The sequence below is a fragment of the Planococcus sp. RAB007_Raresut genome, assembly GCF_057369535.1.
The window spans coordinates 281,323-305,743 of sequence record NZ_JBXYIF010000003.1 but is presented as its reverse complement, the minus strand read 5'-3'; the positions used below and the strand labels follow the sequence as shown (position 1 = coordinate 305,743).

24 protein-coding genes are annotated in these 24,421 nt (G+C 45.6%); 2 read left to right on the top strand and 22 right to left on the bottom strand.

Annotated features, from left to right (window positions below; all coding sequences use genetic code 11):
• Positions 1–194: 194 nt before the first annotated feature.
• Both AC2Q9J_RS08095 and AC2Q9J_RS08090 read right to left on the bottom strand, forming a co-directional pair.
• A complete protein-coding gene (locus AC2Q9J_RS08095; protein ID WP_499038832.1) occupies positions 195–1,088 on the bottom strand; it encodes a deoxyribonuclease IV in 894 nt (297 codons plus the stop codon).
• Between the two features lie 12 nt (positions 1,089–1,100).
• On the bottom strand, positions 1,101–2,396 hold the full coding sequence (locus tag AC2Q9J_RS08090) for a DEAD/DEAH box helicase (protein ID WP_499038829.1): 1,296 nt from the start codon (positions 2,394–2,396) through the stop codon (positions 1,101–1,103).
• 130 nt (positions 2,397–2,526) lie between these two features.
• Here AC2Q9J_RS08090 and AC2Q9J_RS08085 point away from each other — a divergent pair, with 130 nt between their 5' ends.
• Positions 2,527–3,507, top strand: coding sequence for a 4-hydroxy-3-methylbut-2-enyl diphosphate reductase (locus tag AC2Q9J_RS08085; protein ID WP_499038827.1), 981 nt, complete (start codon positions 2,527–2,529; stop codon positions 3,505–3,507).
• Positions 3,508–3,601: 94 nt separating this feature from the next.
• Here the strand turns inward: AC2Q9J_RS08085 and AC2Q9J_RS08080 are convergent, their stop codons facing one another.
• The 8 genes from AC2Q9J_RS08080 to ccpN all read right to left on the bottom strand — a co-directional run bounded on the left by AC2Q9J_RS08080 (position 3,602) and on the right by ccpN (position 11,914).
• Positions 3,602–4,714 carry a Nif3-like dinuclear metal center hexameric protein gene (locus tag AC2Q9J_RS08080; RefSeq protein ID WP_499038825.1) on the bottom strand — a complete coding sequence of 371 codons (1,113 nt, stop codon included), beginning with the start codon at positions 4,712–4,714 and terminating at the stop codon, positions 3,602–3,604.
• Positions 4,698–5,411, bottom strand: coding sequence for a tRNA (adenine(22)-N(1))-methyltransferase (locus tag AC2Q9J_RS08075; RefSeq protein ID WP_499038823.1), 714 nt, complete (start codon positions 5,409–5,411; stop codon positions 4,698–4,700). Before AC2Q9J_RS08075 ends, AC2Q9J_RS08080 begins: the two co-directional genes overlap by 17 nt.
• 61 nt (positions 5,412–5,472) lie before the next feature.
• The gene (gene cccA, locus AC2Q9J_RS08070; protein WP_499038820.1) at positions 5,473–5,862 is read right to left on the bottom strand and encodes a cytochrome c550; all 390 of its coding nucleotides are present in this window, start codon (positions 5,860–5,862) and stop codon (positions 5,473–5,475) included.
• A 127-nt stretch (positions 5,863–5,989) separates the two neighbouring features.
• A complete protein-coding gene (locus AC2Q9J_RS08065) occupies positions 5,990–7,129 on the bottom strand; it encodes an acyl-CoA dehydrogenase (RefSeq protein ID WP_499038818.1) in 1,140 nt (379 codons plus the stop codon).
• Between the two features lie 149 nt (positions 7,130–7,278).
• Entirely contained in the window at positions 7,279–8,433 is a 1,155-nt protein-coding gene (gene rpoD / locus AC2Q9J_RS08060) for an RNA polymerase sigma factor RpoD (protein WP_499038815.1), read from the bottom strand.
• A gap of 31 nt (positions 8,434–8,464) precedes the next feature.
• On the bottom strand, positions 8,465–10,258 hold the full coding sequence (dnaG, locus tag AC2Q9J_RS08055) for a DNA primase (protein ID WP_499038813.1): 1,794 nt from the start codon (positions 10,256–10,258) through the stop codon (positions 8,465–8,467).
• A gap of 201 nt (positions 10,259–10,459) precedes the next feature.
• Positions 10,460–11,263: a pyruvate, water dikinase regulatory protein gene (locus AC2Q9J_RS08050; protein ID WP_499038811.1), complete on the bottom strand. Its 804-nt coding sequence runs from the start codon at positions 11,261–11,263 to the stop codon at positions 10,460–10,462.
• Positions 11,264–11,275: 12 nt separating this feature from the next.
• Positions 11,276–11,914 carry a transcriptional regulator CcpN gene (gene ccpN, locus AC2Q9J_RS08045; protein ID WP_499038808.1) on the bottom strand — a complete coding sequence of 213 codons (639 nt, stop codon included), beginning with the start codon at positions 11,912–11,914 and terminating at the stop codon, positions 11,276–11,278.
• 312 nt (positions 11,915–12,226) lie between these two features.
• Between ccpN and AC2Q9J_RS08040 the strand changes: the two genes are divergently transcribed.
• Positions 12,227–13,603 (top strand): glycine--tRNA ligase, encoded by a 1,377-nt coding sequence (locus tag AC2Q9J_RS08040; RefSeq protein WP_499038806.1) that lies wholly within the window; start codon positions 12,227–12,229, stop codon positions 13,601–13,603.
• 462 nt (positions 13,604–14,065) lie between these two features.
• Here AC2Q9J_RS08040 and recO read toward each other — a convergent pair whose 3' ends face one another.
• From recO to deoC, 12 genes are all read right to left on the bottom strand, one after another.
• On the bottom strand, positions 14,066–14,848 hold the full coding sequence (gene recO / locus AC2Q9J_RS08035) for a DNA repair protein RecO (protein WP_499038802.1): 783 nt from the start codon (positions 14,846–14,848) through the stop codon (positions 14,066–14,068).
• A gap of 12 nt (positions 14,849–14,860) precedes the next feature.
• The gene (gene era, locus AC2Q9J_RS08030; protein WP_499038800.1) at positions 14,861–15,778 is read right to left on the bottom strand and encodes a GTPase Era; all 918 of its coding nucleotides are present in this window, start codon (positions 15,776–15,778) and stop codon (positions 14,861–14,863) included.
• Positions 15,762–16,172 carry a cytidine deaminase gene (locus tag AC2Q9J_RS08025; RefSeq protein WP_499038798.1) on the bottom strand — a complete coding sequence of 137 codons (411 nt, stop codon included), beginning with the start codon at positions 16,170–16,172 and terminating at the stop codon, positions 15,762–15,764. Before AC2Q9J_RS08025 ends, era begins: the two co-directional genes overlap by 17 nt.
• Positions 16,173–16,192: 20 nt before the next feature.
• A complete protein-coding gene (locus tag AC2Q9J_RS08020; protein WP_499038795.1) occupies positions 16,193–16,546 on the bottom strand; it encodes a diacylglycerol kinase family protein in 354 nt (117 codons plus the stop codon).
• On the bottom strand, positions 16,533–17,015 hold the full coding sequence (gene ybeY, locus AC2Q9J_RS08015) for an rRNA maturation RNase YbeY (protein WP_499038792.1): 483 nt from the start codon (positions 17,013–17,015) through the stop codon (positions 16,533–16,535). Before ybeY ends, AC2Q9J_RS08020 begins: the two co-directional genes overlap by 14 nt.
• Before the next feature lie 15 nt (positions 17,016–17,030).
• A complete protein-coding gene (locus AC2Q9J_RS08010) occupies positions 17,031–19,160 on the bottom strand; it encodes an HD family phosphohydrolase (RefSeq protein WP_499038790.1) in 2,130 nt (709 codons plus the stop codon).
• Positions 19,161–19,276: 116 nt separating this feature from the next.
• On the bottom strand, positions 19,277–20,236 hold the full coding sequence (locus tag AC2Q9J_RS08005) for a PhoH family protein (RefSeq protein WP_499038788.1): 960 nt from the start codon (positions 20,234–20,236) through the stop codon (positions 19,277–19,279).
• A 180-nt stretch (positions 20,237–20,416) separates the two neighbouring features.
• The gene (locus tag AC2Q9J_RS08000; protein ID WP_499038785.1) at positions 20,417–20,881 is read right to left on the bottom strand and encodes a YqfB family membrane protein; all 465 of its coding nucleotides are present in this window, start codon (positions 20,879–20,881) and stop codon (positions 20,417–20,419) included.
• Positions 20,882–20,908: 27 nt separating this feature from the next.
• A complete protein-coding gene (gene floA / locus AC2Q9J_RS07995; RefSeq protein WP_499038783.1) occupies positions 20,909–21,898 on the bottom strand; it encodes a flotillin-like protein FloA in 990 nt (329 codons plus the stop codon).
• Positions 21,899–23,227 carry an NfeD family protein gene (locus AC2Q9J_RS07990; protein ID WP_499038781.1) on the bottom strand — a complete coding sequence of 443 codons (1,329 nt, stop codon included), beginning with the start codon at positions 23,225–23,227 and terminating at the stop codon, positions 21,899–21,901.
• A 249-nt stretch (positions 23,228–23,476) separates the two neighbouring features.
• Entirely contained in the window at positions 23,477–23,650 is a 174-nt protein-coding gene (gene rpsU / locus AC2Q9J_RS07985) for a 30S ribosomal protein S21 (RefSeq protein ID WP_008431605.1), read from the bottom strand.
• A 94-nt stretch (positions 23,651–23,744) separates the two neighbouring features.
• The gene (gene deoC, locus AC2Q9J_RS07980) at positions 23,745–24,413 is read right to left on the bottom strand and encodes a deoxyribose-phosphate aldolase (RefSeq protein WP_499038778.1); all 669 of its coding nucleotides are present in this window, start codon (positions 24,411–24,413) and stop codon (positions 23,745–23,747) included.
• Positions 24,414–24,421 lie beyond the last annotated feature (8 nt).

Genomic DNA, 24,421 nt, shown 5'->3' with positions numbered 1-24,421 from the left:
TTTTTATAAATCTAGGGTTCAAATTATTAGCTTAACTGAGAAAATCTATATCAACATTGCTTCACAGAATTAAAATGAAGAAGAAGGCGTCCGCCTGTCTCTGTATCGCTGCGCTAGCTTCGAGACATTAAAAGATATGCAGCGTAATGATTGAAGCGAATTATATCTGCTAGAAAATCTAAAAAACTCCTCTATTAAAGAGGAGCTTTCATTTCTTCTATTACGCCGGGTGAAAAGACACCCGCTTTGAACATTTCGATTTCAAATGCATATGGCGCTTTTTTATTTTTGGGATCAGCACCTACATACGGTGTTTCCAGGATTTTAGGAATATCCTTCAAATCGCGGTGATGGACAATGCCGTTCAAGGCTTCGAATCCGATTTCGCCAAAGCCGATATTTTCATGGCGGTCTTTGGCTGCCCCTCTTACGTTTTTGCTGTCATTGATATGAAGCACCTGCAGACGTTTAATTCCGACAGTGCGGTCGAACTGTTCAAGGACGCCGTTAAAATCTTCTTTGATATTGTATCCTGCATCATGCGTATGGCAGGTATCAAAGCAGACAGACAACCGTTCATTGTTAGTGACGCCATTGATGATCGCTGCGATTTCTTCAAAATTGCGTCCGCATTCCGTGCCTTTGCCGGCCATGGTTTCCAGGGCAATATTCACTGGATAGTCCTGGCTTAGCACTTCGTTAAGACCTTCAATAATTTTCGCAATCCCTGCTTCTGTTCCTGCACCAACATGTGCTCCAGGGTGAAGAACAATCTGTTTTGCACCAAGAGCCGCAGTACGCTCAATTTCCTTTTGCAGAAATTCGACGCCATGGGCAAAAGTTTCAGGCTTTTGGGTGTTAGCAATATTGATGATATAAGGAGCATGCACGACAATATTTGATAAGCCATTTGCGGCCATATGTGCCTTGCCTGCTTCTATATTAAGCTCTTCAATCGGTTTGCGCCGCGAGTTTTGCGGTGCTCCGGTATAGATCATGAAAGTTGACGCTCCATAGGAAGCTGCTTCTTCACTGGCTGCAAGCAGCATTTTCTTGCCGCTCATCGATACGTGAGATCCGAGTAACATAAATTCGACTCCTTATTTCTTGCGGTTTTTTCTGCGTTCCGCTTTTTTGATTTCGTCCATTTTCCACTTCATCTTTTTCTTATACATCGGTTTTACCGATTTCGGTTTGTGGACCATCGTTTTGGCTTTCGCATCCGCTTCATTAGTTGTGCGGACACGCGTTTTTCTGCTGTGGCGCTCTTTCAAGTCCACAAACTCGCCTTTAACGATGTCTTTTTGTTGGAAAGGAATGCCCATTTTCTCAACGCGGACAATCGCGTCGTCTTCTTCAGGCTTGAACAACGTAATGGCTAAGCCTTTCATTCCGGCACGGGCAGTTCGTCCGACACGGTGAATGAAGAATTCGAGGTCTTCAGGCAATTCATAGTTGATGACATGGCTGACCCCTTGGATATCAATGCCTCGTGCAGCTAAATCTGTAGCAACGATATATTGATATTCAAGATCGCGGATCTGTCTCATCATTTTGACACGCTCACGGGGAGCAAGGTCACCATGTACACGTCCGACTTTGATGCCGTCTTTCGCTAATTGGTCTGCGACATAATCCGCATTGGTACGGGTGTTCACGAAAATGATCGCCAAGTATGGATTGATGACTTCCATCACATCTTTCAGGCGTTCCATTTTCTTTTTGCTGCGGACAGGTACAAGATAGAAATCAAGTCCTTCAGCTGTAGGCCGTTTGTCGCCCAGATTCACATGGATTGGGGATTCCATGTATTTTTTGAGGAATGGTTTCAGTTTTTCTGGAATTGTGGCGGAAAAGACATACATTTCAAGGTCTTCCTGCATTTTTCCTGCCACTTGATCAATTTCTTCGATAAAGCCCATATCAAACGCCAAATCCGCTTCATCAACTACAAGAATTTTTGCAGTATGGACGAATAATGCGCGTTCGTTGACCATATCTTTCAATCTTCCCGGTGTACCGATGACGATATGCGGCTGTGTCTTCAATTTATTGATGGAACGCTGTTTATCCGTTCCGCCGATAAATGATTTCACTTCGATGCCTGAACCTTCTGTCAGGCGCAGTATTTCATTGTAGATCTGTGTTCCAAGTTCACGTGTCGGCGCTGCGATGACTGCCTGTACTTCCTGGCGGTCCACTTCAATACGTTCGACGATCGGAATGATGAAACTATGCGTCTTCCCCGTCCCTGTGTGGGATTGGCCGATTGCACTATTGCCTTTCAATATATGCGGCATAATCTGTTTCTGAATTGCTGTCGGTTCTGTAAAGCCGAGTTTTTCCACTGCCTCTAATAGGAATGGTTTCAATGAGTATTCGTTAAATTTTGTCATGGGATATAATTCCCTCCTTACGCTCCGTATATTATAGCATAAATCGGCTATTTTACGCGATGCAACTTTTGTAAAGCTGTGCCGTCTCCGTTATAATGAAAGTATTGATTGTTGAAAGGAGCGGTACCAGATGAAAGTAATGAAAATATCGCCTAGAGGATACTGCTATGGAGTGGTAGATGCCATGGTTATTGCAAAGAATGCCGCAATGGACGAGACTTTGCCCCGTCCCATCTATATATTAGGAATGATTGTCCACAATAAACACGTTACTGATGCATTCGAAGCGGATGGCATCATCACACTTGATGGTCCTAACCGCCTTGAGATCCTCGAAAAAGTGGAATCAGGCACCGTCATTTTCACAGCGCACGGCGTTTCTCCGCAAGTTCGTGAACTGGCGCGTCGCAAAGGTCTTGTGTCGATTGACGCAACCTGCCCGGACGTTACCGTTACGCACGATCTGATCCGTGAAAAAACGGCAGACGGTTATCACATCGTTTATATCGGCAAGAGCGGACACCCTGAACCGGAAGGCGCAATCGGCGTCGCTCCTGATTTAGTCCACCTGGTCGAAAACGTTGATGATGTAAACAATCTGGAATTGACAGCCGATAAAATCATCATCACCAACCAGACAACCATGAGCCAATGGGATGTTGTAGCGATGATGGAAAGGCTCTCTGAAAAATTCCCTCATTCTGAAGTCCATAAAGAAATTTGCCTTGCTACACAAGTTCGTCAGGAAGCCGTTGCCGAACAGGCCGGTGAAGCTGACCTGCTGATTGTAATTGGCGATCCGATGAGCAATAACTCGAACCGTCTTGCACAGGTATCACAGGACATCGCCGGCACACCGGCATACCGCATTTCCGATTTGACCGAATTGAAACTTGAATGGCTTGAAGGCGTTGAAACTGTCGGCGTAACTGCCGGTGCTTCAACTCCGACTCCGATCGTAAAAGAAGTCATGAACTTCCTGGATAAATTTGATCCAGCCGATCCGGAAACGCATGAATTGAAACGTTCGGTACCATTGAATAAAATCCTGCCGAAGATCAAACATCCGAAACCATCGGAACGTATTGAACCTTATCCGGTAGGGGAATAATTAGAAAAGCGACAACGCCCGCTTAGCTCTGAAAGGCGCGGTACACTAATAGCGAAAGCGCCATTTCTGCAAAATGCAGAAATGGCGCTTTTTGTCATATCAATTTAAATGGTTCCGTATCCACTTCTGAAGGAATAAATTCACATTGTAATTTTGTATGCTTAGCCAGATAGTCGGCTACGCCACGGATCATGACTTTCTCAACATGATGACCAGGATCGACAATATTCAAACCGATGGCTTGTGCATCCTGCGCTGTATGGAAATACATGTCGCCGGTAACATAGACGTCTGCTCCAGAACGTTTGGCCTGTGAAATGTATTTATTGCCATCGCCTCCCAGGACCGCCACTTTCTTCACTTTGTCTTCCCCATTGCCAACCATTCTGGCAAATGGCACATCGAGTTTTTCTTTCACAAATTCAGCAAAATTGCGGAGAGTCATTTCTTTCTGTAAGGTTCCCACTCTTCCCAAACCCATCGGCAGCTCTTTATTTTCCAAAGTGAATACATCATATGCAACTTCCTCATAGGGATGTGCGGCAATCATAGCGCGAATAACGCGGTCTTTTTCCGCTTTACGGACCACCACTTCAATTTTCGACTCTTCGGTCACTTCCATTTTGCCTGATTCCCCGATATACGGATCAGCATCTGCTGTCGGCCGGAAACGTCCTGTACCTGACAGCGTATAACTGCAATGTTCGTAGTCGCCAATTGCTCCCGCGCCGGCTTTGCCAAGTGCGTCCCGCAATTGCTCTTCATGGCTTTCAGGCACGAAAACAGCAATTTTAACTAACTCCGCTTCATATGTCTGGACAAGTATATTCGTGTTCTGAAGGTCTAATGCCTGCGCTAAAAGATCGTTGACGCCACCGTCAGCCACATCAAGATTGGTATGGGCAGCATAAACGGCAATATCATGCTTAATCAGCTTTTCCATCAGTTTACCCTGTGGAAAATCTGTCTGAAGATTTTTCAAGGGACGAAAGATCGGTGGATGGTGTGCAATAATCAGTTCAGCTTTTTTACTGATTGCTTCATCCACCACCGATTCGTTGACATCAAGTGTCACGAGAACCCGCTCTACTTTTTTATTCAATGTCCCCACATGCAAACCGATTGGATCTCCTTCCATTGCCAGATACTTCGGAGACCATTTTTCAAACTCCTCGATAATTTGCTGGCCGTTAGGTATTTTCACCATGCAGCACCTCTTCCGTTAACTGAATTTTATGGATAAGCTCCTGTTTTTTTGCGAGGATCTCTACAGTTTGTTCAGTTGTTTCCATCGTCAGGAGGATCCGTTTCCACTGTGAACTTTCCCTGTCCCACTTCTCCATAAACACTGATGACTTTTCAGTCATGAGGAAAGGCCCCATCAAGAGTTCCTGCTCATTATAGGAGACTGGAGACGAAGAAGGTTCTAGAACAAGTATTTCGTAGATTTTATCGTTTTCTTTCAGTATTTCTTCTCCAATAATTGACCATCCATTTGCGGCTGCCCATTCACGAATCGCTTTGGCATGGACGTTCGGCTGCAAGACCAGACGCTCGACCCCTGCCAGCTTCTCTTTGCCGTCATCCAATATGGAAGCGATCAATGGCCCCCCCATGCCAGCTATTGTCACAGCTGTTACACCATCAGCAGATTCAACTGCCGCCAGTCCATTTGCCAGCCTGACTTCGATGACGTCGCTCAGACCTTCCTGACGCACTTGGTTTCTTGCTGATTCAAAAGGGCCTTTAACAACTTCACCGGCAATGCCTTTTTGAATGTCGCCATTTAAAGCCAGATAGCACGGAAGGTAGGCATGGTCACTGCCGATATCAGCCAGTACTGCTTTTTTAGGAACATAAGCGGCCACCCGTTTTAATCTTTCCGATAATTGTTGCGCATTCATCCAAAATCCTCCATTTGACAGAAAAACCCTTAGCTCCAGAAGAACTAAGGGTTTTTTGCTATTATTCTCCGAGTGATAGTACCCACTCAGCCATTGCTGGAATGTTATCAGCTTCAACTAAGCCTGGTGGCATAGTGCCTTTACCGTTTGCAATGACATCTTCAATTTCTTCTTGAGACATTTCAGTATCAATCAATGATGGCCCAACTCCGCCTTCATAGCTTGAACCGTGGCATGAAATACAGCTTTCCTGCGCTTTAGCTTCCGGGTCAAATTCTCCTGCACTTGCAGTATCATCTTCTCCAGTTGCTCCTGCCTCTTCATTTCCTTCAGCTGCGTGTTCTTCAGCAATTTCAGCTTCGTTGCCGACGCCTTCCAATGATAGGAAGAAAATCAAGCCGATACCGAAAGCCATGATTAAGATATAAGGTACAATTGCATTTTTTTGCATCCGTTACCCCTCCCTCTTCAAGTTCTGCAAATGATAGTATTCGTATCATTCATTATTGTACTGTATTATGCCCGAAACCGAAAGACATAACGGAGAAGTTTTAACTGTTTGTGACAAATTCAGTAATTTAACAGCCAATTTGCCTCGCGATGACCATACGTTGAACTTCTGAAGTACCTTCACCGATTTCAAGAAGTTTAGCGTCACGCATATAGCGCTCCACTTCATATTCTTTCATGTAGCCGTAGCCGCCGTGGATCTGGATCGCTTCATCTGCCACTTCCATCGAAATTTCAGATGCGTAAAGTTTTGCCATGGAAGCTTCTTTTGTAAATGGACGGCCTTGATCTTTCAGCCATGCAGCTTTATAGACCATGTTCCGAGCCAATTCAATCTTCATTGCCATATCAGCCAATTTGAATTGGGTGATCTGGAATTCGGAAAGCGTCTTGCCGAATTGCTTGCGCTCTTTGGAATAAGCCAAAGCTTTGTTGAAAGCACCTTGCGCAATCCCGACCGCCATTGCGGCAATCCCGATACGTCCGCCGTCAAGCGTTACCAGGAATTGTTTGAAGCCATCTCCGCGTTTACCCAATAGATTTTCTTTTGGCACGCGGACATTTTCAAGGACCAGCTCAGTCGTATTCGACGAATGAAGACCCATCTTTTCGTAATTATCAATGATAGTGAAACCTTCAGCATCTGTCGGAACGATGATTGCACTGATTTCTTTCTTGCCGTCGTTCATTCCTGTAATTGCTGTAATCGCCAAATGCTTCGCATGGCTGGCGTTTGTAATATATACTTTCGAACCGTTGATAACCCAGTCATCCCCGTCTTCGATTGCACGCGTTTCAGTTCCGCCAGCATCAGATCCGGCATTTGGTTCTGTTAATCCGAACGCGCCGAATGATTCACCCGAACAAATCGGAGCCAGGTATTTTTCTTTCTGGTCATCCGTGCCGAACAGATTAAGCGGTGCTCCGCCAAGTGAAATGTGAGCGGAATAAGTGATTCCTGTAGAAGCGCAAACACGGCTCAATTCTTCGGTGACAATTGCAAAACTAGTCGTATCGGCGCCAGCGCCGCCGTATTTTTCATCAAACGGCAATCCCATCATCCCCATGTCGGAAAGCTGTTTGAAAATTTCTTTCGGAAATTCCTTGCTTCTGTCCCGGTCGACAGCTCCTGGAGCCACAACCTTGTCGGCAAATTCCTTCATCGTTTTCTTAATCATCTGTTGTTCTTGCGTTAAATCGAAATTCATTTTTTTACATCCCCTTTAATCTGAATACGCTTACAATATTCATTATATAGCTAAAATTCCGTCAAACTCAATAGATAAGGTGAAAATGACAAGGTTTCCTATGAAAATAAAAAAACCGTTCCTCATATATACATGAGAAACGGCGGTGCTTATTCTAAAAAGTCTTTCAAACGTTTGCTTCTTGATGGATGGCGAAGCTTGCGAAGAGCTTTGGCTTCGATTTGGCGGATACGCTCGCGTGTTACACCGAATACTTTACCGACTTCTTCAAGTGTGCGAGTACGTCCGTCATCAAGTCCAAAACGCAGGCGCAAGACATTTTCTTCACGATCCGTCAATGTATCAAGGACATCTTCGAGCTGCTCTTTCAAGAGCTCATAAGCAGCGTGGTCAGACGGCGACTGTGCGTCAGAATCCTCGATGAAATCACCAAGATGCGAATCGTCTTCTTCACCAATCGGTGTTTCAAGAGATACTGGCTCTTGGGCAATTTTAAGGATTTCACGTACTTTTTCCGGTTGAAGATCCATCTCTTCACCGATTTCTTCCGGTGATGGCTCACGGCCAAGATCTTGAAGCAACTGACGTTGAACACGGATTAATTTATTGATGGTTTCAACCATATGCACTGGAATCCGGATTGTGCGGGCCTGGTCAGCAATTGCACGGGTTATCGCCTGACGGATCCACCATGTAGCATAGGTACTGAATTTGAACCCTTTTGAGTAGTCGAATTTCTCAACTGCTTTGATAAGGCCCATATTCCCTTCCTGGATGAGATCCAGGAACAGCATGCCGCGACCAACGTAACGCTTGGCAATACTTACAACGAGACGCAAGTTCGCTTCAGCGAGACGTTTTTTAGCTTCTTCATCACCTTGCTCGATCAGTTTCGCAAGACGCACTTCTTCTTCTGCTTTCAAAAGGTCGACACGGCCGATTTCTTTCAGATACATACGGACAGGATCGTTGATTTTTACGCCTGGAGGAACACTCAAATCATTCAGGTCGAATTTTTCCTCAGTTGGTTTCATCAGGCGATCCAAATGTTCTTCATCATCTGATTTTCTTTCGAGCTCAATGCCATGGCCTTCCAATTGATCGATGAACTCTTCCACTTGGTCGGACTCCATCTCAAATACCGCTAATTTATCAGCAATTTGCTCGTAATTAAGTTCACCGCTCTTTTTGCCGGCCTCTATTAATTGTTTCTTAGCTTCCTCGACACTCACTTCCGGACCTTCAGTAGTCAATGGTACGTTACTTGCTTCAACTTCATTTTGGCGATCAGACTTTTCAGCCATTCGACTTCCTCCTTTAAAAACCGGAATTAAACTATAGCGACTTTCGTAAAGCAATCACTTCTTGGGCAAGAAGCAAAGCACGCTTCAGATCATGCTGTTTTTCCGCTTCTTTTGATTGCTGTATCTTCAATGAGATTTCCTGCTCTATCCGATGCTTGCCCAGATGTTTCAGGCAATCGGAAATTTCTTCATCAGGATGGTCTGGGTCCCGTTCTGAAAGGGCGGTTTCCATCACCAATTTCCGGAGTTCCGGGTCCTGGAGCGTTTCGAGAAACTTGTGGAAATCCGCTTTATTCCATTCTTCATAAAAACCGAGCAATTGCACGTAAATTGCCTGGAACTCTTCACTGATGAAAGGAATTCCGTCCTGCTGAGCCAGTTTATCCATGACGGAAGCGTCTGCCAGCGCATGCGCCAGCAAGAGACGTTCTGCCCGGTGCAATGATGTGACCTTTTTAGGTTCACGCCTTACTGCCTGTACAGGCGCTTCCGGACGGTTCCTTTCAACTGACTTGTTCTCCAGTTTGCGGTAATGCTGCAAAATCGCTTCCTGGGACAGTCCTGTTTCGGTGGATAATTGTTTAATATAAAGATCCCTTTCCAGTGGTGTTGACCGCCCTGCCAATAATTGCAGGACTTCCTGAATATATTGGAGCAGATCATTTTCATACTGGAAATTCTTATGGCGCCTAGCGTGCATCATGGCAAAAGCAATGAATGCATGGGGCTTGCCAATGATCTGTTCCTTAAAAGCTTCGCTGCCGTTTTCGCGGACATAATCATCCGGATCCATTTTCCCAGGCAATACAGCAACTTCCACTTTGAACTTTTCTTCATTCAGCGCAATAGCAGCACGTTTCGCTGCTTCCCATCCGGCGTCATCGCCGTCAAAGCATATGACGACTTCCTGCGCAAAACGTTTCATAATACGGATGTGCTGGGCGGTCAGGGATGTTCCCATTGTCGCAAGCGCATTATCGACTCCCGCTTTGCCCGCTGCTATAACGTCCATAAACCCTTCGAAAAGAACGATTTTCCTGTTCTTGCGAATTGAACCTCTCGCCAAGTGAAAATTATAGAGGACCTGGCTTTTTTGAAAAACAGGCGATTCAGGACTGTTCATATATTTGGCTTCCTGTTTCGTGTTTTCCATAATTCTGCCGGAAAACGCGATGGTTTTTCCGGTTTCGTTCATAATCGGGAACATGATACGGCCACGGAACCGATCGAAATAACCATCGGATTGTTCACGGGCGATCGCAAGTCCGCTTGAAGTCAACTCTTCTTCTGTATACCCTTTTTTCTGCAAGGCAGACGACATATAATTCCATTCCGGCAATGACCAGCCGATCCGGTATTTTTCAATCATCTCCCGGGTAAATCCCCGATTTTCGAGATAATCGAGTGCCGCTTGCCCTTCTTCTGTATTCAACAGAATATGATGATACATATCAGCAGCAAACTCATGCATATTCACAAGCCGGTTATCAGCTTTAGACGGTGCCTCCGCTGAAACGGATGATGCGCTGATTTCTATCTCATGCCCTGTCCGCTGACCTAGTCTCGATAAAGCTTCCTGAAAAGAAAGGTTTTCGATATCCATCAGGAATGTTATAACATTGCCGCCAGCGCCGCAGCCGAAACAGTGAAAAATCTGTTTATCGGATGTGACGGAAAACGACGGGGTGCTTTCACCATGGAATGGACACAGTCCAAACCAGTTTCGGCCCCTTTTGGTCAATTGGACATATTCACCGACAACATCCACAATATCCGCAGAAGAGCGGATTTGTTCAATCACTTCTTCTGGTATCCGACTGGACACAATTATCACCATCTTTTTTTGCTTAACATACTTAATTCGAGATACAGCGGCAAATTCCTTCATGTTTCAATAAAAATGTGAAGGAATCAATTTAGTCTATCTTATTGCTTTAGCCACAATTCTTCATTATAAAACTCTTTTAAAGAAAAATCCACAAATAAAGCAGAAAAACCTCCTTTCCAGGCGGCTTTTCTACTTGGTTTATTTCAATTTGCTCATTATCAGGTTTGCAGTTTCTTCAACAGCCCGATTTGTCACATCAATCACTTCACAATTTATCTTCTCGACAATTTTGTTAAAATGAATGATTTCCTCATGGATGCGCTGGATTTTTGCATAGTTGGCATCGTCGTTCAAACCAAGGGCAATGAGTCTTTCTTTTCGAATGTGGTTGAGTTTTTCAGGGGAAATGACCAGTCCGAAGCATTTCTCCGGAGCCACTCTGAATAATTCTTCCGGGGGATCCACTTCTGGAACCAGCGGGACGTTCGCTACCTTCAGGCGTTTATGTGCCAGGTACTGTGAAAGCGGAGTCTTCGATGTTCTCGAAATACCCACCAGTACAATATCGGCCATCAGGATCCCTCTTGGATCACGGCCGTCATCGTATTTCACCGCAAACTCGATGGCTTCGACTTTTTTGAAATAATCATCATCCAATTTTCTTACCAGTCCCGCCTCTTCAAGCGGTTCAGCGTTCAGCTCCACTTTCAGCGCATCAAGCAATGGCCCCATCAAATCCACTGCAGTTACACTAAGTCTTGCAGTTTCAGTCACAATAAATTCACGCAATTTATTTGAGACAAGTGTATAAACAACAAAAGCACGCTGATCTGCTGCCATATGAATGATGTCTCTCACTTGGTCAATTGAATCGATATATGGAAACCGTTTCAAGGAGACATTTTGATCAGGATTCAGATACTGGCTGACTGCAGCTTTAGCCACCAGTTCTCCTGTTTCTCCCACTGAATCGGAAATCACGAATACTCGCAGTAGATTCATCTAATATTCACCTCATAATTCATGGCTTTCGGATAAGGACAAAAATGCCCGGGTAATATTTGTTTTCGTTATGCGCCCTACGACTTTCAAACCATTCGCCAGTTCTTCAACGACCGGCAGCGCATCAATTTGCTGATTGATCAACCGGTTCGCCACTTGGATCAGGGAATCGGTTTTAAAGCAGTACGTAATATTCGGCATCCTTGTCATGATGATATGTACGGGAATGGCTGTCAAATCCTGGCTGCCTATACTTGTACGCAGTAAATCCTTGCGGGATAAAACGCCTGTAAGCAAGGAATTTTTATCCACGACAAACAATGTGCCCACATCATCCAGGAACATTTGGCTGATGGCGTCATAGACACTGACATTTTCCCTGACAACAACTGGAATCGACTGGAAGTCTTTGACCTTCATATTATTCATCGTGTCGGTCACATCATGGCCTGGTTTTTTGCCTGAATAAAAATAGCCGACCCGAGGACGTGCGTCCAGGAATCCAGCCATAGTCAGAATGGCAAGGTCAGGCCGCAATGTTGCACGCGTCAGATGAAGGCGCTCAGCTATTTGCTCACCCGTTATCGGACCATTCCCTTTGACGATGCGCAATATCTCTTCTTGTCTTTTATTGAGTTCGATCGGACTCACCGCCTCAAAATATGTGTTATACTCAATGATGATTATTATATACTAATTAGAGCGATATTGCGAAGAAAAGTTTAGCGTGGTACAATACTTTAAGATTCTATAACAGGCAATGAAAGATCTATAAGTACTGCCACAGGAGCGAGCGGGGACAGTGTAAGCCCGCATCGGCAGGAAAAGGCAATCTGGAGCCATATTTCTTTAAGAGGGCTGCAACAGCAGCCAATCGGGGTGGAACCGCGGGTCATAACGTACTCGTCCTCGGACTTTATGTCCGGGACGTGTGCGATTTTTTATTTTATGGAGGTAATTTTTATGTCAATGGAAGATGTAGTATCGTTAGCAAAACACAGAGGCTTTGTATTTCCGGGCTCAGAAATTTATGGCGGCCTGGCAAACACGTGGGATTACGGTCCGCTTGGCGTCGAACTGAAAAACAATATCAAAAAAGCATGGTGGAAAAAATTCGTTCAGGAATCGCCTTATAATGTCGGACTTGATGCCGCAATCCTGATGAATCCAAAAACATGGATCGCTTCCGGCCACGTCGGCAACTTCAATGATCCGATGATCGACTGCAAGAGCTGTAAATCACGCCTCCGCGCAGACAAATTGATCGAAGAGGCTTTGGATGCCAAAGGAATCGAAATGATCGTAGACGGCCTGTCATTCGACAAAATGGCTGAATTGATCGAAGAACATGCAATCGACTGCCCTGTCTGCGGCAAACATGATTTCACGGAAATCCGCCAGTTCAATTTGATGTTCAAGACTTTCCAGGGTGTCACAGAAGCATCCACAAACGAAATCTTCCTGCGTCCTGAAACGGCTCAAGGGATTTTCGTTAACTATAAAAATGTACAGCGCTCGATGCGCAAAAGAATGCCCTTCGGGATTGCACAGATCGGCAAGAGTTTCCGAAATGAAATCACACCGGGCAACTTCACATTCCGCACACGTGAATTCGAACAGATGGAACTTGAATTCTTCTGCAAACCGGGTGAAGACTTGGAGTGGTACGCGTATTGGCGCGATTTCAGCAAAAACTGGCTGTTGAACCTCAACATGTCTGAAGATAATATGCGTCTTCGCGAACACGATGCAGATGAACTTTCCCATTATTCGAATGCGACAGTCGATATAGAGTATAAATTCCCATTCGGCTGGGGTGAACTATGGGGCATCGCTGACCGCACCGATTTTGACTTGAAGCGCCATATGGAACATTCGGGTGAAGACTTCAATTATATCGATCCGATCACCAACGAACGTTTCGTCCCTTATTGCATCGAACCATCACTCGGTGCTGACCGTGTCACCCTTGCCTTCCTTGTTGATGCCTACCACGAAGAAGAGCTTGATAATGACGACAAGCGCACCGTATTGAAATTCCACCCGGCACTGGCTCCTTATAAAGCCGCTGTCCTTCCTTTGTCCAAGAAACTGGCTGAAGGCGCTACTGAAGTATTCGCTGATTTGGCGAAGCATTTCATGGTTGATTACGATGAATCCCAGTCTATCGGTAAACGCTACCGCCGCCAGGATGAAATCGGTACACCGTTCTGCGTCACTTATGATTTCGATTCAGTCGAAGACGGCCAAGTAACTGTGCGCCACCGCGATTCCATGGAACAGGTGCGCATGCCGATCGCTGAAGTACAGGCATATATTGAAAAGCATATTCAGTTTTAATGAAGAAAAAAAGAAAAAGACCCACCAAAGACTATTCGTCTTGGTGGGTTTTCAAGCTTTCGAGAAGCTGATGCTTCTCCAATCATTTCGCTTTCGGCGGACGCGTTCCGCGGGGAGCGGCCTGAGCCTTCTCACTCGCCTTGCTCGCTCCGGGGTCTCAGGACTCGCTCTTGTTCCCGCTGGAGTCGCCGCCTGACGCTTCATTTTGGTTTTGTGTAAAACGAAGAATCAGCTTCTTCAGATAATAAAAACGAAAGATTCTTCTTAAGTAGAAAGCAAACTGAGAGATGGAGCAAAACAGCGAAGACTCCTGGGGGACCAAGCGAAGTGCTGAGATCCACTCGGGCGAAGTGTAACGAGCCCGAGTTAGCTCAGCGCGAGCCCCCGGAAAGCGCAGCTGTTTTGCGGAATATCGGTTTTACATACTTTATCTTTCACAACTAGCAAAAGACCCGCCAAAGACTATTCGTCTTTTGGCGGGTCTTCTTTCTTCGGCAAAAACTCCGGAGTGCGTTCAAGCTGCTCCAGAAATTTTCTCGACTTCAGCCGGATTCCGGCCTGTTCTTCATAAATCGTACGGACAATCTGCTTCAATAATGATTTCGATTCTTTTTTCAGTGTCAGCGAACCGACACGTTCAATCGGCACAAAATAGAAAGTACGGATTAATTTCACAAGAGCAGGGCTCAAGCGGATGATATAAGGATCGATATGAAAGCAGCGATGGCAAAGGAAGCCGAGCTCCTGAAAAGAAAAAGCAAACTCCCCTTCCGTCGCCCCGCAATTCGCACATTCGTGCAGCGTCGGGGCAAGACCAGCCGTCTGCAGCATTTTCCATTCGACGAATAAAGTAATCGCCTCAGGATCATAGCCTTCTTCGATTGCATGGAGCGCCTGAAACAGCATCTCGTAGATGCCCGGCTGCGGCTCATCCTGTTCCGTCAGCCTGTCGACGAGTTCTGTAACGTAGCTCGCATAGGCCGTCGACATGATATCTTCGCGAATATGGCGCAACGATTCCAATTGATCGCCTGCTTGCAGCGTGCCCATTCCTTTACCTTTATAAATTGAATAAGTACCGTGCGTAAAAGGCTGGGTAATGGCAGCCAGCCGGCTTGCGGGCTTTTTGGCACCTCTCGCCATGCAGGTGATCTTCCCTGCTTCGCGGGTGAACAAGGTGACAATTTTATTGTTTTCACCATATGGCATCGTACGAATGACGATACCCTCTAATTGACTCTGCATGGAGACTACTCCTTAGTATTCATCGTCTCTGAATCCAAAATCACGCAAATGAAGGGATTTATTGCGCCAGTCTTTCTGCACTTTCACCCATAGTTCTAAATAGACTTTTGACCCCAGCAGGTTTTGGATATCCTGGCGGGCACGCGAACCGATCTCTTTCAGTAAAGCACCTTTTTTGCCGATGACAATGCCTTTTTGTGAATCACGTTCGACCATGATGGTTGCCTGAACGCGGACCATTTCAGGATTTTCCTCATCTGGTGCAATCTTTTCAATGACCACAGCGATCGAGTGAGGAATTTCTTCCCGCGTCAGGTGAAGCGCTTTTTCGCGGATCAATTCAGAAATGATGAAGCGTTCCGGATGATCCGTGACCTGGTCAGCCGGATAGTACTGCGGGCCTTCCGGCAGACGTTCTGAAATCTTGGCAAGCAGATTTTCCACATTATTGCCCTGTAAAGCAGAAATCGGAATCGCTTCCGCGAAATCGAACTCATTGCGGTAAGACTCAATAATCTTCGGCAGATCGTCCGGATGTACCTGATCGATTTTATTCAATACCAGGAATACCGGCACTTCAATGCCTTTCAGCATATCAAGGACGTAGCGGTCCTGTTTGCCGATGCGGTCAGCCGCACTTGCGACAAACAACAGCACATCCACTTCGCGGAAGGTGTTTTTAGCGACTTTCAACATGAAATCGCCCAGTTTATGGCGAGGTTCGTTGATCCCTGGTGTGTCGATGAAAACCATCTGGCTATCATTGGTCGTTACGACACCCTGGACTTTATTGCGCGTAGTCTGCGGCTTATCGCTCATGATCGCAATTTTTTGGCCAACCACACGGTTAAGGAACGTCGATTTCCCGACATTCGGACGGCCGATGATGGAAATGAAACCTGATTTGAAGCCGTTATTTTCCTGCTGCATATTTAAGATCCTCCGGTGTAAAAGCTCCCGGCAATAGTTCGCTGATTGTCGTATCCTGAACATCGCCTTTTAGATTAGTTAGATAGACCGGCATATCCGGATCACAGAATTCAGCCAGTACCTGGCGGCATGCGCCACATGGAGAAACCGGCCCTTCCGTATCAGCTGAAACAGCCAATGCTGTAAATGTATGGTCACCTTCCGAAACAGCTTTGAACATCGCTGTGCGCTCTGCGCAGTTCGTCATGGAATAACCGGCGTTTTCGATATTGCATCCCAGATAGACTTTGCCGTCTGAAGTCAGCAAGGCAGCGCCAACGGGGAATTTTGAGTAAGGCACATATGCGTTATCACGTGCCGCTATTGCTTGTTCCAATAATTGTTCTTTTTCCATCTCAATCACCTCTATAAAGATTAAAACCATTTTGGTAAAAATATTAATAATCCAATTATAGCACTTGCAATCGCAAATACCAAAACGGCGCCTGCTGCCATATCCTTTGCCTGCTTGGCCAAAGGATGCAAATCAGGACTGGCGAGGTCCACAATTCTTTCCATTGAAGAATTGAACATTTCAAAAGCGAGCATTCCCCCGATCACCAGGGCGATAACCATCCATTCGACTGCGGATAATCCTGTCAACAGACCTGCAATCACAACGATGACAGCTGCTGTAAAGTGGAACCGGATATTCTGCTCGCTTTTAAGAGCAGCCCGGATGCCGGCATAGGCAAACACGAAAGAACGGAAAAACCTAATTGCCTTCATAGCCATCACGCGTGATGCCGAGCGAATTCAAAATCACGTCCTGTTTGGCGAACATTTTCTTCTCATCTTCATCGTTCATGTGGTCATAGCCAAGGAGATGCAGAAATCCATGGACTGCCAAAAAACCTAATTCACGCTCGAAAGAATGGCCATAATCGGCTGCCTGTTCTTTGGTACGGTCCAGTGAAATGATGATGTCACCCAGTACTCTTGGTTCGTCTATTCCCTGTATCGCGACTTCCCCTTCACCTGGCTCTTCCATAGCAAATGAAATAACATCCGTCGGCTGATCTTTATCCCGGTATTCACGGTTGATATCACGGATCATTTCATTGGTTACAAAACTGATGGATACCTCCGCGTCCTCAATATTTTCTTCAGTTGCTGCATGCTGAAGGATTTTCTCCACAAATTGAATATCGCTTTCTTTCAACGTTTCGGTTTCGTCCATAAAGTCGATGGTTAACATGCCGAAAACCTCCTTTTACTCTTTATCTTTCGGGTACTCGATTCTGGTATGGAAAATACCGTTCAGCGTTTCACACATGACGTTCTTGATGGTCTTCAATTCCTTCATCGTCAAATCGCATTCATCAAATTGCCCGTCTTTCAGTTTATCTTCAATTATGGAATCCACCAATTTTTTTATCTTTTCTGATGTCGGCTCCTTCATTGAACGGACCGCCGCTTCAATACTGTCCGCGGCCATAATGACCGCGTTCTCCCTAGTTTGGGGCTTCGGTCCATTATAACGGTAATCTTCTTCCTTAACAGCTGGATTCTTTTCTTTTTCTTTATAATAGAAGAACTTCAATAAGCTGGTTCCATGATGCTGGTCAGCGATATCAATAATCTCTTTCGGCATCTTGTATTTTCTCAGCATTTCCGCTCCTTGAGCACCGTGCGCTAGAATAATGTCCCGGCTTGTCTGAGGTGGGAGTGAATCGTGAGGATTTGCTATATTCACCTGATTCTCAATGAAATACTGCGGCCGCTTTGTTTTGCCGATATCATGGTAATAACAGCCAACTCTCGCCAAAAGGCCGTTTGCACCAATCGCTTCACAGGAAGCGTCCGCCAAGTTAGCCACCATGACACTGTGGTGGTAAGTTCCCGGAGTTTCTGTCAGTATTTTTTTGAGAAGCGGATGGTTCGGATTGGATAACTCGATTAACCGCATCGGCGAAATCAATCCGAATGCCCATTCGAAAAACGGCAGCAATCCGATGGTTAAAGCACCCGATAATAATCCCGAAATAATTGCCGCTGTAAAGTAAAACCCGACTTCAGCCATATCATACTGGCTTTGCGAAATCAGCAGATAAAAACCGATGAAAAGGGCATTGACTACAGCGACAAACAGGCTCGTCTGCAAAAGTCTTGCCCGACGATCGTCGCGTTCGATCAAATAGATGCCAGCTAGTCCGCCAAAAATAATGTACAACACAACTTCCATCTGCAGGATCGGTGAATATGAATTTTGCAGGATGAGCCCCGCACTCGCAGCGGTGATGAAAGTCACTAAAATAGCGGTTCTTTCATTAATCAGCATACGGACGATCATGCCCGCTAAAGCGGTCGGGAAAAGAAACGATATTTCCACATCAAAATTACTGCTGACCGCATTAAGCAATTTCATCAGCGTCAAACTTATTGTCACTGTCGCTGCCAATACCAATAAAGCCGTCATTTTCTTTTGTTCGGATTCTTTAGAGCGCAGCACTACTATTAATAATAGCCCCATTACAATCAACACAAACAGCAGGAGACCTAATGCCGGTTTTAAATCAGTCTGGTTGTCGGTCATACCGGCAAGTTCCAATTGACGGTAGACTTCCCTGTCGATTACTTGCCCTTCCTGTACAAGAACCTGCCCCTGCAGGATCTTAGTGGGCTCCACACTTTCACGCGCCTGCTTGAGCTGTGCTTCTGTCAGACTCTCATCAACGGTTTCATTGGCCATGACGCCGAATCTGCCGATATTTACCGCTGCCTGAAGGACGGATGCCGGAATTTCCTCATTATTCCGGAGCATCTGTTCAACTTCATTTCGCTTTGCGGTAAGATCATCTTCCCTGACTGGAGACGCTAAAACATTCTCAATGAGACTTTCGATTTCTTGCTGTATTTCTATGAGGCGCGCATCTGATAAGGTCAACAATGAACGAAGCATATCATCTGTAAGCCGCAAGCCATTTTCGCTCATCTCCATCAAACGGGTCGTTTCCCGCAGTTCAGTTACCATGTCCTGCAGTTCAGCCGGTTCTTTGCCATCTTCACCCTCGGCTTCCATGCTTTTCGCATCTTGTACATAGGCAAATAATGAAGAAATTACAGCGGCTTGATTGGTTGCGAGTTCATCATTGAATTTGTAACTTGGTGTCAGCTCTGCGGCAGCCCGTTGCCTTTCCAGTTCGGTTTTAACGGGATCTTCGACCGTTTTGGATGACCGGATTGTTTCATCCGATAATTGAAAGAGTTCAATATTATATGTATCACCTTTAATAGTGCTGTACAGAAAACTGAAAAGAATGATTCCTATCAAAAAAATCATCGAAAATGAGAAGACTCTAAAACCAGCTTTTTCATAAATCGCCCGTATCCTTGTGACCATCCAACCACCTCACTCTTAGTACTTCCATCATATCAATATCAGTCCTTGATTTCACGATATTTCCGAATTATTTCCAAAGTTTGCTAAATAGAACTTGAGAATAAGAAAAACCAGCCTTAAATCGGCTGGTTTTCGTAGGCGTCTATAATTTTGGAAACTAACGGGTGACGGACGACATCTCCGCTTTCGAGATACATAAATTGGATCCCGCTGACTCCCTGAAGGATTTTTTCCGACGCAATCAAACCTGATTCCGCTCCCCGCGGCAAGTCAATTTGCGTTTTGTCTCCGGTGATAATCATTTTTGAACCGAAACCAAGCCTGGTCAGGAACATCTTCATCTGAGCTTTTGTAGTGTTCTGTGCTTCATCCAGGATGACGAAAGCTTCATCCAGTGTTCTTCCGCGCATATAAGCTAGAGGCGCTACTTCGATTGTTCCGCGTTCGATAAACCGGTTCGTTTGCTCAACACCCAGAACATCGTGCATTGAATCATAAAGCGGGCGCAAATACGGATCGACTTTTTCCTTTAAGTCCCCTGGAAGGAAACCTAAGCTTTCACCTGCTTCAACGGCGGGACGGGTTAATATTATCCGTTTCACATGACCGTTTTTCAGTGCCTGGACTGCCATGACTACTGCCAGATAGGTTTTACCCGTTCCTGCAGGTCCGACGGCAAATGTCAGGTCTTTACTGCGGATGGCGCGAATATAATGACGCTGTCCAATTGTTTTTGCACGGATTATCTTACCGGCAGCGTTTCTGGCAATTTCTTCATCATACAATTCGGCAAAATACTCTATAGTTCCAGACTTGGCCATTTCGATAGCGGATACGATATCACGCTGGTCGATATTGATCCCTTTACGGATCACTTTCAGTAATTGTTCTATTAATAACTTCCCGGTAGCTTTGCCCTCTTCTGAACCAGAAAGCTTAATGACTTCACCACGGGTAATGATTTGTATATCTAAAGCTTCTTCGATTAATGTCATGTGGTTATCGGATATACCAAGCAGAAGCACCGCTTCATTCGGGTCTTTCACATGAAGTTCTAATAATTCATTCTCTGTCATTCGGACACTCCTTGGTTGAGTTATTTATTCTGATTTAACTCTATCATTAAACAGGAATAACTGTAAAATATTATCCCAGTTATTAAGTTTACATAATAATAATATGAATAAAATAAAATCAAAAAAACCGCTCAAGGATTTAAATTCCTTGACCGGCTTTTTCGCTGATATATTTTTCTATTATTTGCGTTTCGCTTTTGGCGGCATAAACACTTCTGCCAGAATAATGGCTTTTTGTGCTTCGCTTTGTGTTAACGGAAAAGGACTGCGATTTTCTGCAGCAGGTTGTGTACGCACCGGCTGAACCGGCTTCTGATGAGCCGATAATCTGCCGCCGATCTCTTTAGCGGCTACCGGAGTGGCCTGCCGGTCCGGTCTGCGGCTAGTGTGCCGTTCGACAACTTCCCGGGCAACTTCTTTAACCTGTTCCTTTTTATCGGCTTCAGGATTCATTTGCGCCTGGAATTCACCATAAACCTCTTTAGCGTAATCTTCCATCCGTTTAAAGCCGCCCTGGGCACGGCCCCTGGTATTCGGCTGACTATCAGATGAACGTTTCGGCGAAGAGCCGCCTTCTTCTTTCTTTTTACCGCCGAAAAACGCGCTTACCGCCATTAGTATCAATGCGACTATGAGTGGTTCCACGTGACAAACCTCCTCTGTGGATCTTTACTATTGTTCGTCATTCGACTGAGGTGTGCTTGTTTTCGCAATCGAGTCGCGCATGCCCGTATCAGCCTGTACATTTTTATAATTCACATAATCCATAACACCGATATTGCCTGTACGGAGCGCTTCAGACATTGCGAGCGGAACTTCTGCTTCTGCTTCGACAACTTTCGCTCTCATTTCCACGACTTTCGCTTTCATTTCCTGCTCGCTTGCAACAGCCATTGCACGGCGTTCTTCTGCTTTCGCCTGTGCGATTTTCTTATCGGCTTCAGCTTGCTCCGTCTGCAATTCTGCACCGATATTCTTACCGATGTCAACGTCCGCAATATCAATGGATAGAATTTCGAATGCCGTACCCGAGTCAAGGCCTTTGCCCAAAACTGTCTGGGAAATCAAATCAGGATTTTCAAGAACTTTTTTGTGGCTTGTGCTTGAACCGAGTGTGGAAACGATACCTTCACCAACACGGGCAACGATTGTTTCTTCGCCCGCACCACCGACTAGGCGGTCAATATTGGCGCGCACTGTGATACGCGCTTTCGCTTTCACTTCGATTCCGTCCATCGCAACACCGGCGATAAATGGAGTTTCGATGACTTTCGGGTTGACCGACATCTGCACGGCTTCCAAAACGTCACGTCCTGCAAGGTCAATCGCAGCGGCGCGTTCAAAAGGCAGTTCGATATTGGCACGGTGTGCAGCGATCAATGCATTTACCACGCGGTCTACGTTACCACCCGCAAGATAGTGACTTTCCAATTGGTTGATCTGCACTGTCAAACCCGCTTTTGACGCCTTGATCAGCGGGTTAACGATACGTGAAGGAATAACTCTTCGCAATCTCATCCCGATTAAAGTGAAGATGCTGATTTTGACGCCTGCAGCAAGTGCAGAAATCCATAGCGTCACCGGTACAAATGTGAAGAATATTGCCAGTACTACGATTATACCGATTATGCTGGCTCCAAGTATTATTGCATCAATTCCCATTTATTCTTCCTCCTCTTTTTTCTCCAGCTCACGAACTACAATCCGTGACCCTTCTACCTTAATAATCTTAACATTTTTACCGCGTCCGATGTAGCGGCCTTCGGAAACGGCATCAATTCGTTCGTCCCCGAAAACGATGGTGCCTGATGGCCGCAATTCTGTAGCGGTTACTGCCATTTGGCCGATCAGTTCCGGCCGGTTGGCGGTTGATACATAACCGCTCTTGGTATCAGTGGAATCCGACAGAATGATGCGGTTGAACAACTGAAGTCTTTTACCAAAGAATTTCACTAATATCACCATCCCTGAAGTTGCTGCAATCATTGCGATTAATATTGCGATAGCTGTGGTCTGAAGATCTCCGCCTGCAAGCAGGATGCTGCCGAGGACCGCTGCAATCCCTAAAATCCCCGCTACACCGCCTGGCACAAAAAATTCCAGGATCATCAAACCGAGCCCGATAATCAACAGGATAATCGATTCATATCCCGCCAGACCGGCTACAAGGTGACCATAGAAGAACAGCATCAATGATGTTAAACCGATAAATGCCGGAAAGCCAATTCCTGGCGTGAATAATTCCAGCAGCAAGCCAAGCATCGCGACAGATAAAAGAATCGGGACCACTACCGGGTTTGTCAGAAAGCGGGCAAGACTTTCAGAGAAGGTTTCATTGATATAAACCAGCTCACTGTCTTCCATTCCTTTCAGTTCCAGTAACTCCTCCAAAGAGGATGCGGTTCCTTCGGAATAGTCGACTTCTTCAGCTTCGCCCGCACGCAGCGTCAGCAATTCGCCTTCACCTGCTCTGTATTCAGGCACATCAATCGAAGCATCCGCCATAGCCAGTGCATACACGGGATTTCTGTCTGAACTTTCAGCGGCATTTGCCATAGATGACCGCCAAGCACTATCTGCTTTGTCACCTGCGGCATTGCCCGCTTGGTCAATGACTTGCGCTGCACCCATACGAGCTGAGGGATGCATGTAAATTTCATCAGCGTTGAGCGCAAGAAATGCGCCGGCAGACAGTGCATCCTGGTTGATATAGGCAATCGTCTGAATGTCGGTATCCTGCAGAAGCCGGGCAATGCCGTCCGCCGCATCGACGAATCCGCCTGGTGTGTCTATTTCAAAAATGATGGCGCCAGCATTCGCCTCTTCCGCTTCTTCAATACCACGGTCGATGAATGCCTGCAGACCTCTTTCAACTTCCGCTTCCACCGGAATTATGTAAACGGAATGGCTGTCTGCATGGAATACCGGTATCAACAGCAGCAATGCCAAAACAAACAACAATAAAGCAGTAAAGATTTTCATCTTCCTCAAAGAGCTCACCCCTTTATTTCTCCGCTTATCTATATACGAATGAGTTTGAAATCGGTTTCAAATTTCCTGTTGATTTAATTATAAATTTAAAATTCTGGAATAGCGAAGATTGCGCTTAGAGACTGCGAAGAAAATGGCCGGACCAAAAAAGTTTGGACAAAATATAAAACCGGCTGCACATTGGATGTGCAGCCGGTTTCAGCTGATCGTTCATATTTTTAAAAGTCTCATTTTAAAAGTAAGGGTCAATTAAAATTTACGTTTACGCGCAGCTTCTGATTTTAGTTTGCGTTTCACGCTCGGCTTATCATAATACTCGCGCTTTCTAACCTCTTGCATTGTTCCGGATTTAGAAACAGTGCGTTTGAAGCGGCGAAGAGCATCTTCAATCGATTCGTTTTTACGAACGGTAGTTTTTGTCATCTCTTTTTCCCTCCCTCCGAACACACGTTGAAGCAAATAACAACAAGTGTTATATACCAAAAATTATATCGTATGTTCAAACCTGAGTCAACAGTTAATAATCAGAATCCGATTTCAATCCCTGCATAATCTGCACGCCTGAGCTTGCACCGATGCGGCTTGCCCCAGCATCGATCATACCTTGGACATCCTCAAGGCTTCTGACTCCGCCGGAAGCTTTGACTCCTAAGTCTGCCCCTACAGTTTCACGCATCAGCTTCACGTCAGCTACAGTAGCGCCGCCAGTGGAAAATCCTGTTGAAGTCTTAACGAAATCCGCGCCAGCTTCTTTTGAAAGGCGTGAAGCCAAAACTTTTTCTTCGTCAGTCAACAGGCTTGCTTCGATAATCACTTTGACGATTGCTTTGCCTTTGGCAGCTTCCACAACAGCCTGGATATCATTTTTCACCAGTTCAGAATCACCGGATTTGATCGCGCCGATATTAACCACCATATCGATTTCTTCCGCTCCTTTTGCAATCGCGTCTTTAGTTTCAAACGCTTTTGTTTCAGAAGTTGAAGCTCCAAGCGGGAACCCGATTACTGTGCAGACTTTCACTTTGCTGTCTTTCAGTTCAGCAGCAGCTGTTTCTACATATGAAGGGTTAACGCATACAGAAGCAAATTCATATTCTGCAGCTTCCTTGCAAAGTTGAATCACCTGTTCTTTTGTAGATTCTGGTTTTAATAAAGTATGGTCGATATAAGATGCGATGTTTGACATTGAAATGC